This window comes from uncultured Shewanella sp., assembly GCF_947491715.1.
GTDB lineage: Bacteria > Pseudomonadota > Gammaproteobacteria > Enterobacterales > Shewanellaceae > Shewanella.
Genome location: NZ_CANLKR010000022.1, coordinates 60110 through 74246, shown reverse-complemented (window position 1 = coordinate 74246; position 14137 = coordinate 60110). Strand labels below are relative to the sequence as shown.

The following is a 14137-nucleotide window of genomic DNA, read 5'->3' as shown; positions in this document are numbered from 1 at the left end:
CATTTTCATGTGAGCGCTTTTTTATTCAAGGTTTAAAATCAACAAATTGATATTAATTACTGTGCAGCGCCGAATTAAGTTCAATGGTTTTAGGGTTTGGCTTACAGAACACTTGCCCTGTTTGTGAGTCTTGAATAAACAGCAGTTTTTCACGACCCGATAAGCTAATGGCTTTAACGATATTCTCACCCTCAGCAACCGCATTCCCTTCCAAGTCCACAGGCTTATCTTGCGCGTCCAATAATGACACTTTCATTCCGGCATAAATATACAGGCCTGCCGCAATGGTCGAGCCAAAACCTAATGAAATACCCGTCCCCGCATTGGCCCCTAATAAACATTTTTCGCCAATACTAATGACGTTATTATTGCCACCAGACAAGGTCCCCATAATCGATGCACCACCGCCAATATCACTGTCTTTTTTAACAAAAACACCGGCTGAAACGCGCCCTTCAACCATGGCATTACCTTCAGTGCCTGCATTAAAGTTCACATAACCTGCTGGCATGACCGTTGTGCCTTCACCTAAATACGCACCCAATCGAGCACGGCCTACATCGGCAACTCGAACACCCGTTGGAATATGATAATTGAGCATGTATGGGAATTTATCAACATGAGTCACCGTCAGCGGCTTTCCTTCCAGTAAATATTTAACCCGCTGTGTTTCAACATCCGCTGGCAACATTGGGCCCACATTCGTCCAAGCCACATTGGTTAATTGACCAAATGCACCATCAAGACATAAACCATGGGGCTGAACTTTACGTTGAGATAGACACTGCAACTTAAAATAAGCTTCTTCAGCACTGGCCACAGCTTGCTCGCCATCAAATAAATAGAAAACCCCCACATCGGTTTGGCCATAATCATTTTCAGGTTCAGTGTTATCCACTATTGTTTTAAGCAACTGTACATTGGCATGATCGCCCAACGCATCATGAAAAGGCGCAAATTGATTAAAGACTTCATTAAGGGTGTCAGCAGATAAAGGAACGAAACCATTACTTTGCTGAAAACCCGTTGCCTTTAACAACACTGCAGCCGTACCAAAGTTGGCATCGAAGTTAATCAAAGGAAACAGCACATCCAGTGTGGCGTCACCTTTAGAGCGGCGCACACCTATGCCAAATGCTAACGGTTTCTGATATTGACTATCGGCTTGGATGTCGGTGACATATTGGCTAAATGCTTCTTTTGTGCTGATCATTTTAATCTCTTACATTGTTAAGTAATGAATTAACTGAGCGGCGATAAAGCGTGTCTTTATGCCGCAGGGCTACTATCAAATAATGAAAATAAGTAGAAGCAGGATAAACGTCGACTAAGGTAAAGTCTACTCTCAAGAAGGACAGCAAAAAAACAGGCGCTTTTTATCAACAAAGCATAACAAAACAGATAACAAAAACGCCTTTTAAGCTTATACCCAAACCACTTGAAGATGCAGGACTCAGCTGGAATTAAAACATTTTTAGGCAAGGCATTGAGTTTCTGGCTTAGTCATTCTAAGTTGATACTCAATAACGCAGTATAAAAGTGTTTTAAACCAGCCCATTGGGAGTCCGTAAAAACGCTAACTTCTGCGTTGCATGATCTCACAAGGCAATAAGCATTCTTTCACTAATGCGCCTTGAATTAAGCCCTTTTACGGGCTCTGAAAACATGCACTTTCAAGTGATTTGGGTATAGATACCAATCTAAGCTTAAAAGGCGTTTTCAGCAACCGTTAACGTATTACTTCACTTCAAAGCTACTAGACTTGCCTGAGTAACTGTTTAATGAACCACTCCAACCACTCTTCCAATAGCCGTGATGGCGAATACGATAAGTGCCCGTCGGCATATCATTATCAATTACCCACTCTAATTTTGCATCAGAGCACGCCATGCAATCAGCGTCGGTATCACGGATCCACACAAACAATGTACTGGCATCATTTTCCGTTAATTGTGTTTCCCATTGACCATTAACTTTACGCTGAACTTCAAAGAAAGCTTCCATGGTTTTGAAGTTATTTTGAGGATGACCCGAACGAAACTTAACCGACACCGTATCGCCACGATGATAGCTTGAGGATGCATCTTTAGTGGTTTGACCAAAAGATTCCCATAAACGCTTATCATCGTACGCCACACCGATTGAATAAATGAGTTGATCATTTTCTCGATTTATCGGCGTCGGTCCTTCACTCACCCCTGAACCTTGTGCGATAGAATTGGCTAATCCAGTAAAAATCTGACGATAAGCCGCTAGTGAATCAGGCCCAAAGACGGTATGCCCCCCTTCGTAATACTGCTGATCGTACTCTTCATTGGTAGTAATATATCCACTGTAAGCATTGGCTAAGCCTGCGATAACCACATGTTTTACGCCGCTCCCTTCAAGTGCAGCTAACACATCGCTACGCACTCGACGCCCAGACATAGTTGTCATTTCACCCGGTATTCCGACCAAAGCTAAATCACCAATTTGAAATAACTGAAAAGGCAAGGTATCTGTATATAAGGCAATATCATCGGTTAAATCGGCATTCACAAAGGTAGGTTTAGGATACTGACATGCTTCATGTTCATCATCACCGGTCGATATATTGGAAAACGCATCTAGCAGTCCTAGCAATGGGTACCCAGCGAGCACATTACCAATGAGCGTGTCATTTTCATTCCAGTAAGTCCCTTCGTTATCTTGGGTCATGCCTTCTGAAATCCCTTCCATATTAGAAGGACCGTCCCATCCTGCACCAGCAGTAAAAGACCAGCCTACTGTACCATGGCACAGTGCTTGAGTATTTCCTGATTGAGTGAAATCCCCCCTCACTTGGTAACCCGGCATTTTCACATATTGAAAACGATAATTTAGCGCTCCCGCTAGTGATGACGTTGAATTATCATACAAAGACACCGCCATCTCATACTGTTTGGTTGCCGATAAAATGACATCTTCTTTTGTCGTATCCATGCAGCCGTCTTGAGCGCCGCAGACATTAGGCGATACATCCCCTTCATCACTATTGGCAAAAGCAGCAACAAACCCTATGTTTAAAGGCGGTTGTGTTCCTTTCGATTTTTCAAATAATTGACTCGCCATGCCTTTATTATCGCCACTAATATACCGGTAAGTTTGTGGCGAAGACACATTATGCACAGCAAACCAGTTAATCATGCCAACCTCACTGCCATCGTCTTTGACCAGCTTTAAGACTGTCATGGTGTCATTGACATCGGTACTATAATCATCTTTATCAGCATTAAACGCATAGACATCTTTATTACGATTAATACTCGCGTTAGTCAGTTTCCCTTGAGCAAACTTAATATCACCGGAAGCTTTACTCGCAAATGCACTGGCAATTGACTGATAAATCCCATCCACTATTGTCGCGTAATTATCTTCATCATAGCCCAAGGCGCTTAAATTCAGTAGGACAGTATGATCATATCCTCCAGGCCCCACATGAGTATGAGTGGCGGTTAACATGACATTTTTTTCATTCAAATAAGGAGATAAACTAGAGTCCGCTGAAATTTTAGCCATCACACCTTGATGAACACTTTGAGGAATACCTTGAAGATCAGCACTCACAAAGACCACAAAATCATCCGTTCCTGCTGCGCCGATAGTAAATGCTCTAGACCATAAGCGAGTAAAAATTCCCTGCGTTGTTTGCGCCGTATCACCATAGCCTACCATTCCTCTATCGGCAGCGGGTCCAGTGATATCATACATGCCACTTCCCACAACCCAATCCCCAGCTTGAGCAGAAAAAGAAGATGCGATAGCAGTCGACAATAGCATAGAGCTTAACGTTAACGGTTTAAGTACAGAATTCAATCTATTCATACAGTATCCTAAGGCTTTAGAGCCATTCATTATTATTAGATATAGATACCATCAGTAACCTAACTACATCCATGTAACAACCTGGAAACCAACAAATCTTTATGCATGATAATTCAAAACTTTTTTAAAACACAAATCATATTAAAATGACAATAACGATTTCAAATGCTAACAAATGTAATAATCATGAGGGTATTCGATTTAACACAAAGTCAGGTGTTCATCGAACAATAGATGACAAGCATTTGAAAGTAATGTTTAAAAGAGAAAGATCGTACAATATCCTGTGAGCGAGAAAACAAAATATGTTAACAAAAAGAAGTAAGTGTAAATTAAGGTAAATAAAAGGCTAAAATAACAATCCTATCGCAAAGGTTAATTTCATCCCTTTTGGTATAGATAAGTACAAGTGACTCATTTATAAAAACAACCTCCTTTCCTTATTTTTCAATGAAGGCCATCGGCTGTTTGCTTATATCGAAAATAGATAACATCAATATCATGAGTATATCTGCGCTAATTCAGTACGACTGGCAATATTAAGCTTTCGGTATATTTTATAGAGATGATTCGACACCGTAGATGGTGCCACCCCCATCTTTTTCGCTGCCTCTTTAAAAGATAAGCCTTTCGTCACCCAATTAACAACTTCTTGCTCCCGTGGACTGAGAAGATCAATCGGGCGTGTTTCCCACAACGCCACACAATATAAATCCCCAAACACTTCCGATGTCATTTGTAAACCTTGTTCCAATTCAATGTGCTTATGGATTTCAAAAGGTAAATGTGTCAATGCTTCTTCAGGATAATATTGCTTTAACAATGCGATAAAACGAGGTTCAGCCTCCAAAAAAAGGCCGTATTTATCACAAATTGCTAATGCTTCTTGTCCATGGCGTTTCGTTCGCTGCGACAGATGTAAGAAATAATAATGAGAAGCTCCGCTGACAAGATGGAAACCTAGTCGATCTAAGTGCTGCCTGTCCACGGCATTAAAAGGGTTGTTTTTCTCAAAGCGATAAAGGCTAATCAAATTCACAATGCCAGTTGAGAGATCGGGTATTAACACACCAATAATACGCTCCACACCATAGCGAGAGAAAAAATTTCGATACATAGAGCTGGCATAAAAATGCTCATCATCTAACACAGAACCCATATCAATGGACACGGCAAGTTGATTTTTTAAGGCGTCAAAAAAAGGATTGTTGCCTCTCGTTTGGGCCAACCCTTGAGGATAGGTATCATCCACCCCCAATACATCAACACTATGAAATTCAACAGAATCTAGCCTACCACAGCCCCATAGTGCGCCATCAAAGTCGATAATTTGAGTCAACTGAGCCAATGCACGTCGACGGTAATCCCCTCCTCCTTTTGCCGCTAAACGGTATAAATCTGCTATACAAAAATCAATCGTACTCATTTAACTCATCTATAGGTTATTTTTACTATTTTGATTCTATTCTATACGCGCAATACTCACACTCACTATTTCAACCTGTAAGGGTGATTTCATGGATGTTAATTTAAACCTCAACCCCAACTTGCTGCAAAATGAAGATAAATTCAACAACGAGTTCTTCAAACGCTTTCATTTACGGCATGCAGAGAAACCACTCAAACTGGATGAAGAAATTGAAAAGCACTATCAATTTCCGACGTTTTACGCCGATGCCAGCTGCGCAATTGCTATTTTTCATTGTGATTATTCTGCCGCTAAGGCTATGATGCCTAGCCCAAGCATGGAGCCGGTAAAAATGATGAAGGGACGCTCACTGGTGATCTTTTCATGCTACGAGTATCGTCATGTCATGAACGTCGCTCCCTATAATGAAATCGCCATGACTATTCCTGTTGTCAGCGACGGAGCAACAAACCTCCCCATATTGACTATGTTACGAGGAGATAAATCGAAAAATTTTGGCTATTACGTCTTTCACATGCCCGTCACTTCACTTGAAAATAGACTGAGAGGGCGAAAAATCTGGGGACTCCCCAAAGAAGTCGAAAACATTAACATCACAAAAAATAATCAAAATGTGAAAGTGGAGGCTTCCATTGATGGACAAGCCCCTTACCTCACTTTATCGGTTCCTACTCAAGGTCAACCTCAATCTTTCGATGTCAAATCGAACTTACTCTCTGTTTTAGAGTCACAACGCCTTACCAGTACCACGCAGTTCAAAGGCACCTTTAATCTCAATAAAAATATGAAAACCTTATTCAAAAAATCGAGTATGAGTAACGGTGCTAATATTCAGCTCGGCAGTGGGCCCATCGCCGATAAACTAAGAGCATTAAACATTGAGCAAGAGGCTTTTCAATATCGTCATACCGATACCATGAACGCCTGCTTTGACCTTCCCCATGAAATAAGGAACTGTTAATCATGTCAAAACACTATCTTATTTTCGGAGCGGGTGCCATAGGCACAGCGATGGCCACTTGGCTAACTCACGCACAAATGAAAGTGAGTATTTTTGATAAGCAAGTCACTGCAGAGCACATTAATCAACATGGACTCGATACTTATCATGGTGATAAACCCCATATACGCCATAAATGCCAAATACAAGCTTATTGGCAACTCTCAGATACCCCTAAACCCGATGTGATTATTCTCTGTGTCAAAAACTATAGCTTAGACAGTGTCAGTCACCTGTTATCCGAGCACTTTGGCACAGACACTCTGATTGTTGCATTGCAAAATGGCATTGCAAATCAATCTATTTTACCTCAATACTTCAATAAAGTGATTTACGGAGTCTTGTGTTTTAATGCATGGGTTGATGACTTTGGTGTGGTCGGCTATCAAAAAAAAGGCCCTATCGCGCTGGGGCACAATGGCGGTGTGACGAATGAAGAAATTAACGCTCTGACTCGTGATTTCAATAAAGGTGTTGAAAGCATCGTCTACTCCAACCTTGCTGATGCTGCACATTGTAAAATTGTCATCAACTTAACAAATTCTTTGACCACACTCGTGGCGTTACATCAAAATGATCAATCTAAGAGTAAGAAATTTCAAAAGCTATTAACCCGCATGACCTATGAAGGGGTTAAAGTAATGAAAGCAGCTGGCTTTAAAGAAAGTCAGTTAGGCGGCATGCCCAGTTGGGGACTCATCACAGCAGCAGGCCTGTTACCCGCCTTTTTAACTCGAAAACCTTATTTAAAAAATCTCAAAAAATTAGTGATTTCCAGTATGGCTCAAGACATTATCATTAATGGCAGTCATGCCTCTGAGCTAGAAACAATTAATGGTTATGTCATCCAATTAGCTAAACAACATAATGTGGATATTCCTGTCAATAATGCGATTTATTCGATATGCAAAGAAGCCTTTAATCAACAACCTTTTACGCCTATTTCTGTGGACACCATCTGGAAAAAAGTGAAATATTAATGACCATAAGAAAGAGTAGCATATTGCTACCTTTCTCATGATTCACCCATTAACATTCGGACATCGATTTATCATGTTGTGTTTGTTTAAACACATTATTTTTCCCATAATGCCATTGGAATTCAGCACTAGGGTTATTAGCAAAATCATAAGTAAAGGGCACTGCATACGTCTGAGATGAATCATGTTGACTGTGAATGGGATCCTCATCTACTGTATGAATAATTGCCCCCGTTTGCGCTGGATTTTCATTAAATTTATAATGCGGTTCAGTCTGGTGAGTGCGAGAAAAATCCCGCTGACTCATTAAATATTGTTCAGATTTTTCAGCCCGAGCCACAACAGTACTGGCACCAAGTGAAGTCACTATACTTAAAACAGACATCAATGTTAATATTTTCATATCAATTCACCATTTTATAAGTATCATCACATTCGATGATTATGTATAAATGAACGTTCAGTCCACAGGATCTGATAAAAAGGAGCATAAAAACCAATTTAAGACGCCCTATTACCCTTTTTCAACCACAGATCTAGTTATGGATGCCTTTAGCATAACAACAAAAAAATCGAATTAAAGTAGAAAAAATCACATGAAACAACCAATAAATTCGAAAGGTTAAAATGGAAGGCACTAAAAAAATATCAGAAAAGTCATCCTATTTTGGCTAAGTTATTAAATATCGAATAGAAAATTAACACTAAATAAGTAAACACACGTGAAAAGCGAATCGTCTTTTTTATTAAAAAGGCAGCCATATTGCTACCTTTCAGTCCCAGCATTCTCATCACACCATAGAAACTAAAAATCAGACATGGACTTATCGTGCTGACTTTGTTTAAACGGTGTTTTTTTATCATCAACTAATTGTGCTTTGGGTTCAGGATTTTTTTCAAAATTATATTCGCTGGCCGCTGCATAGGTTTGAGATGAATCATGCTGGCTTTGATAAAAATCTTGATTAGCCAAATCTGTTATTGCACCACTTTCAGGTGGATTCTTAGCGAAGTCATAATGAGTGGAAGCTTCAGGGGTTTTAGAAAAATCATGCTGACTCGTAGAATATTGAACCGCTTCATTAGCAATACTGATAGCGGAAAAAATGACAGCACTAAAAACAAACACTAAATTAAATATATTCATACAAACCAACCATTGTAATTACATTATTATAACAACATAGTAATACAATTACCTCAATTAGTGAACAGTAAACCTTACAATGTTTAAAAATGTTACAAGTTGATTCTTTTTCATACAAGCATTAAGTAATGAACAATACTGTCATTTAATGATATGCAGCTTATTCCTAGCATAAAAAAAGCCACCTTATAGGTGGCTTTAAGGATTATTGTTTATCTTTAAGTTTTGTTAATCCAATAGCTTAAAGTATCAAACAATTCATCTAACACTATAGGCTTTGTTATGTGCGCATTCATGCCAGCATCTAAGCTTTTTTCTCTGTCACCCGTCATCGCATGCGCTGTCATCGCAATAATGGGCAATGTGTCACTATCATACTCCTCACGTAATTTTCGTGTAGCGGTCAAGCCATCCATCACCGGCATTTGAATATCCATCAAAACGGCATCAAAAGTTGATTTTTCAATCATATCAATAGCCACTTGACCATTCTCAGCCACTTCCACCTGATAGCCCGCGCTCTTTAAAAGTTCAGTGGCCACTTGCTGATTAATAAAATTATCTTCAACCAAGAGTACACTGCCTGCAACCTCTGGTTCCTTTTCAACTTCCTCTTCGGCCATTTTTTCAGGGTTACTCGCATCTTCCGTCAAAGTTGATAGCTGCTGAGACTCATTTTTTTGAGAAAAAGCCGCAATAATTTCATCAAATAAAGACGATGCTTTGAACGGTTTTTGTAATAAAGCAGATACCTTAATATCACTGATCTCTTTTTGCATAGGCTCCGCCGAATAAGCCGTCATCATGATGATCACCGGTCTCTTAGCTAAGCGCCCATTCGATACCATTTCATCAATACGTTTGATGACTTCTGGCCCATCCATCTTTGGCATCATCCAATCGAGTAACAATAAATCGATTTCTTTTGTTGCCAGAATGTCTAACGCCTCTTTACCGCTTAAAGCCGTTTCCACATCAAAATGAAAACCACGGGTTACGCTGGAATAAATTTGCAAAGCAGTCGGATTATCATCAACCACTAAAGTATTTAAATTCCCCAACCATGAAGGGAAAACTAAAGGGGGAGTAACGATTTCATCCGCCACTTCAAAACTCACAGTGAAACTGAATGTTGAACCTAGGTTAGGTTCACTTTCCACTTGTAAAATTCCCCCCATCATAGACACTAGGTGCTTGCTGATAGACAACCCAAGCCCTGTACCACCATATTGGCGAGTGGTAGAACCATCGGCTTGCGCAAACGCATCAAACAAACTGGCCTGCTTTTCCTCACTGATCCCAATACCGGTATCGCGTACCCAAAATTTCAAACTAATATAGTCATCTCGCTCGCCAACATCCTCACAACCTAGCTCAATTTCACCCACTTGGGTGAATTTGACCGCATTAGAAAGCAAGTTAATCAACACTTGCCCTAACCTTAACGGATCACCTTCGAGCATTAATCCGGCTGTCACTGGCGCATATAAGAGTAACTCGACTCCTTTTTCTTGTGTTCGCAACGCATTAAGATCGAGCGCATGGTCAAGCACTTTATCCAGAGGAAATGATACTTTCTCCAACTCAAGTTTACCGGCTTCAATCTTAGAGAAATCAAGAATATCATTAATAATTCTCAATAAAGAATGCGCAGAAAAATCAGCCTTATCTAAATAATCCACTTGCTGCGGGGTTAATGTAGTCCTTTTTGCCAACTGCAACATACCTATGATGGCATTCATCGGTGTTCTAATTTCATGGCTCATATTAGCCAAAAATTCACTTTTGTATAAATTCGCCATCTCAGCATCTTGCTTAGCTTCCAACATGGCCACTTCATTACTTTTGTGTTTTGTAATATCTTTATGTGTTCCAACCATACGTTTCGCTTGGCCATTGCTCATAAACTCAACCACGCGCCCTCGAGATTGCAGCCAATGATATTCCCCAGTTTTGCCCCGCATTCTAAATTCAACATCATAGGTGCCAGAAGGCATGGCCAAATATTGTTCCATCGATTGCTCAACCCGCATACGATCATCTGGATGAATGAGCTCACTAATGGTTGACACTAACGCCGGAAACTCATTCGTTTCATAACCCAGCATAGTGTAATAAGCAGGGTTGCAAATGATCTGCTCAGAATCGAGATACCAATCCCATAGCCCATCTTCTACCGCATCCATCGCAAGATGGTAACGCTCTTCAGATAAACGCAATTGCTCTGCAGACTCATATTCTCGAGTCACATCGCGCCATACTGCAATTAAACCCAGTAACTCACCACGGCGATTATAAAAAGGTAACTTAAGGGTATCGAGTAAAATAGATTTACCTGCCAACTCCACCTTTTCTTGGTACCTCAAGGTAGATTTTTCTTCCATGACCCGTAAGTCCTCAGCCAGAATCCGCCCCGCTTGATCGTCACTCGCCACTTTATCTGAAAAACGCCCTATCATTTCACTTTCGGTGAAGCCAAGCATACGTTCAGCCGATTTATTACAACCTAAATACCGGCCTTCTTTATCTTTAAAAACAATCGCTTCTGGTATAGAATCAATAAGCGAACGCAATAAAGCGAATTCTCGCTCACGACGCTCAGTGGTTTCTTTTAACCTTTTCGTGCGCTGAGCAACCAACTTGTCGAGTCGTCTATTTTGCTCCGCAAGATGCCTTGTATATTGTTTGTTTTCTTCAAAAATACGACTTACAAGTTGATACCAAGGCTCCCAACCATCTGATACCCGTTCAGGTACTTTAATGGGCTCTTGAGAACACATCTCTAAATGGGTTAATAAACTTGTTGCTGGGTTCACAAAAGATCGTCTGGTTTGCCAGTGGACTATGGTGACCAAAACAGATAACGCCAACACCACTAATAGAAAAGATAATTTCAACTTTTCCCAAGAATCTTTGAACAAATCATCAACGGGCTGCAAATACAACAAACGCCAAGGGGCGTTATGTAATGCAACGGAATGAATATAATACCCATTACGGATCATCCCTTCGTGTGCATCAAATAACACAGACTCCGGAATAGAGTGCAGCTCGGATGGTATTTTCTGGCTAATATGGTAAACGCGATTGATATGGGCAGAGTCAACATCACTGTTTGAGAGGATATTATTCCCCTGATCCAATAAAATCACCGTGCCGGGCATTTTAAAATACAAACGAATTTGCTTGGCCAATGAAGCGAGTGTCATGTCTAAATTGATTGAACCAATAAACTCATCTTTCAAATATATGGGCACGCCTAAAGTCGTTAGCAAACCTTTATTGGTGGGATCCACATACGCTTCACTCCAAAATACGCTACGTTGAGGATTCATCGAGGGCGTGGCTAACTGAAAGGGCTTTTTATTAAGCAACTCTTCACGAAAACGCTTTTCATTTGATGGCCATGGATAATAAGACATCATTCTGCGCTTGGAAATATAGTAAATAGATGACGCTTTTGGTGCAGCTTCGGTTGCCACAGGAAAAGATAAAGACAACTCAAATAGCATTTCTAATTCTTGATAGAATTTTTCACTGCGGCCATTCAAAGAGCCGACACCAGTAATACGCCCCATGTTAGTGAAAGGCTCACCGCTGTGGGCATAACTGGGCTCAAGTGTGAAATACTGACCCGTTTCTTTGAACTTTTGATATTGAGGCAAACTGTCTTTTCTGACGAGTTCATCAAAACGCAAATGATCCACAGCAACGTTACGTAAGCTTTTAACCGCCCTTATACTCGATTCAAGTAAAAGATCAATTTGCAAAACATGACGTTCAACCTGCTCTTCTCTTTGCTCAATTAAATGCTTTTTTTCTCGATCGAAAAAAAACCATGCCGTCACTAACGCCATGATGATAACGCCGATATAGGTATAAAAAACTGCTCGGTTATAATTTTTTTGTATCGGAGATTTTAATTGAAGACCTAGTTCAGTTGGTTTCATTCACAACCCTTGATAAAGCACACTTTTCGCTGATAATCATACCATAGTAGACCGACTTCACATGTTGCAAAGAAACAAGTGTATTGCCCACATCTAGACGACGTAAAGTCTAGGTATACCAAAATAACAACAATAAAATAACTTTTTTAACATCAGTTGTTTACAACTTAATATTTATTGTTATTAAGCTAAGCCTAAAAAGGCTTAGCTGACTATCAGTATATCAAATCATCGAGATCAAACGATTAATATTTATTAAAAATACTAGGGTAAATCACTTTAAAACCACTTTATCTGCTATCAAGGCGCTAAAGGCTTAGGGAGTCGACCTAAGCCAATCTCTTTCAATCTCCCTTTAAAAATCTATAAGTTTTCTTCAGCAAATTCAGCTAAACGTGAACGCACAACGCCATTTAAGTATATATTGGCACTTCCATCAAAATCTTTAAAACGCTCCACAATATAAGTTAACCCAGATGTCACGGCGGTAAGATAATTGGTATCTATTTGCGCTAGATTACCACTGCAAATCAATTTTGTGCCCTCACCCATACGGGTTAACATGGTTTTCAGTTGAGAAGCCGTTAAATTTTGGCATTCATCCAAAATCACCACAGAGTGTTGAATTGAACGACCTCGCATAAAGTTAATTGACTTAAACTGAATGTTGGCCTTTTCCATGATGTAATTCATGCTACCCGTTGGATTAACATCATTTTTGTGTAGCACCTCCAACGTATCAGTAATTGCACCTAACCAAGGCGCCATTTTCTCTTCTTCCGTACCGGGTAAGAATCCAATGGACTCGGCAATTTCAGGCGTATTACGCGTAACAATCACCTTGTCATAAAGGCCACGCTCGACGACTAACTCAAGCGCTGCTGCCATGGCGAGCAATGTTTTTCCGCAACCTGCAGGCCCGGTTAAAATCACTAAATCAATATCGGGATCCATTAAGGCTTGCATCGCCATGCCTTGATAGATATTTTTAGGCTTAATCCCCCACGCTTCAAGGTGTAACAGCCTGTCTTTCCCTAAATCAAGGAACTTGAGCTCTTTGTCTGTTTTCTCCACTATGCGACCACAAAAGTTAGATTTCTCATCGAGCATGTATTGATTACTGTAAAAAGGTTCATCACCAAAATCGGCTAATGGCACTTTATGCACAGTATGCCGTCCATAACTCTCTGTACTGACATTATCGGTATAGTCCCAAAAGTTTCCCTCAAATTGATGGAAACCTTTGGTGAGAAAACGCACATCATCAATCAGTTGATCTCGGCGATAATCTTCCACCATTAAAATGCCGGCCCCTTTAGCTTTAAGGCGCATATTAATGTCTTTTGTAACCAAGACTAAGCTACGGGGGGCATGCTTTTTTTGTAAATGTAATGCGGTATTAATAATGCGGTTGTCATTATTGATATCAGGCAGAGAGCCATTAGTGAAATCGAGTTGATGATCGGGGAAAATAGCGAGACGGCCTGACACATCAGCATGATCTTCTCGCCTTGGTAGAGGAACCCCTTCGACGATTTCTTCGGGCGTAATTTCCCCGCCTAAAATATCTTCTAAGGCTCGAATCGCCACTCGAGCATCACGGCTAACATCCCGTTTTCTATCTTTAATCTGATCGAGCTCTTCTAACACTGTCATCGGAATGATGACATCGTGCTCCTTGAATGAATATATGGCTAAGGGTTCATGCAGTAACACATTGGTATCTAATACAAACAACTTTCTGTCGTCTTTATTCATGACGCCTCCATTTGTGTATTATGTAATGAT

9 protein-coding genes are annotated in these 14137 nt (G+C 40.3%); 2 read left to right on the top strand and 7 right to left on the bottom strand.

Going from position 1 to position 14137, the window contains the following annotated elements:
* Positions 1-52 precede the first annotated feature (52 nt).
* The 3 genes from Q0779_RS15270 to Q0779_RS15260 form a co-directional block, all read right to left on the bottom strand.
* Positions 53-1213 (bottom strand): tetrahydrodipicolinate N-succinyltransferase N-terminal domain-containing protein, encoded by a 1161-nt coding sequence (locus Q0779_RS15270; protein WP_298773786.1) that lies wholly within the window; start codon positions 1211-1213, stop codon positions 53-55.
* Positions 1214-1737: 524 nt separating this feature from the next.
* Complete coding sequence (locus Q0779_RS15265) at positions 1738-3843, bottom strand: neutral/alkaline non-lysosomal ceramidase N-terminal domain-containing protein (protein ID WP_298773785.1); 2106 nt, start codon at positions 3841-3843, stop codon at positions 1738-1740.
* A gap of 499 nt (positions 3844-4342) precedes the next feature.
* On the bottom strand, positions 4343-5269 hold the full coding sequence (locus tag Q0779_RS15260) for a LuxR C-terminal-related transcriptional regulator (RefSeq protein WP_298773784.1): 927 nt from the start codon (positions 5267-5269) through the stop codon (positions 4343-4345).
* 91 nt (positions 5270-5360) lie between these two features.
* Between Q0779_RS15260 and Q0779_RS15255 the strand changes: the two genes are divergently transcribed.
* Positions 5361-6233: an acetoacetate decarboxylase family protein gene (locus tag Q0779_RS15255; protein WP_298773782.1), complete on the top strand. Its 873-nt coding sequence runs from the start codon at positions 5361-5363 to the stop codon at positions 6231-6233.
* Positions 6234-6235: 2 nt separating this feature from the next.
* Entirely contained in the window at positions 6236-7252 is a 1017-nt protein-coding gene (locus Q0779_RS15250; RefSeq protein WP_298773781.1) for a ketopantoate reductase family protein, read from the top strand.
* A 49-nt stretch (positions 7253-7301) separates the two neighbouring features.
* Here Q0779_RS15250 and Q0779_RS15245 read toward each other — a convergent pair whose 3' ends face one another.
* From Q0779_RS15245 to Q0779_RS15230, 4 genes are all read right to left on the bottom strand, one after another.
* Positions 7302-7655, bottom strand: coding sequence for a hypothetical protein (locus Q0779_RS15245; RefSeq protein WP_298773779.1), 354 nt, complete (start codon positions 7653-7655; stop codon positions 7302-7304).
* Positions 7656-8057: 402 nt separating this feature from the next.
* Positions 8058-8399 (bottom strand): hypothetical protein, encoded by a 342-nt coding sequence (locus Q0779_RS15240; RefSeq protein WP_298773778.1) that lies wholly within the window; start codon positions 8397-8399, stop codon positions 8058-8060.
* A 218-nt stretch (positions 8400-8617) separates the two neighbouring features.
* A complete protein-coding gene (locus Q0779_RS15235) occupies positions 8618-12349 on the bottom strand; it encodes a response regulator (protein ID WP_298773776.1) in 3732 nt (1243 codons plus the stop codon).
* Between the two features lie 363 nt (positions 12350-12712).
* Entirely contained in the window at positions 12713-14107 is a 1395-nt protein-coding gene (locus tag Q0779_RS15230) for a PhoH family protein (protein WP_298773775.1), read from the bottom strand.
* Positions 14108-14137: the final 30 nt, after the last annotated feature.

Coding starts and splice junctions, on each gene's coding strand:
- Q0779_RS15260 (WP_298773784.1), bottom strand. CDS start 5,269: ATGAGTACGATTGATTTTTGTATAGCAGATTTATACCGTTTAGCGGCA.
- Q0779_RS15235 (WP_298773776.1), bottom strand. CDS start 12,349: ATGAAACCAACTGAACTAGGTCTTCAATTAAAATCTCCGATACAAAAA.
- Q0779_RS15230 (WP_298773775.1), bottom strand. CDS start 14,107: ATGAATAAAGACGACAGAAAGTTGTTTGTATTAGATACCAATGTGTTA.
- Q0779_RS15265 (WP_298773785.1), bottom strand. CDS start 3,843: ATGAATAGATTGAATTCTGTACTTAAACCGTTAACGTTAAGCTCTATG.
- Q0779_RS15240 (WP_298773778.1), bottom strand. CDS start 8,399: ATGAATATATTTAATTTAGTGTTTGTTTTTAGTGCTGTCATTTTTTCC.
- Q0779_RS15245 (WP_298773779.1), bottom strand. CDS start 7,655: ATGAAAATATTAACATTGATGTCTGTTTTAAGTATAGTGACTTCACTT.
- Q0779_RS15255 (WP_298773782.1), top strand. CDS start 5,361: ATGGATGTTAATTTAAACCTCAACCCCAACTTGCTGCAAAATGAAGAT.
- Q0779_RS15270 (WP_298773786.1), bottom strand. CDS start 1,213: ATGATCAGCACAAAAGAAGCATTTAGCCAATATGTCACCGACATCCAA.
- Q0779_RS15250 (WP_298773781.1), top strand. CDS start 6,236: ATGTCAAAACACTATCTTATTTTCGGAGCGGGTGCCATAGGCACAGCG.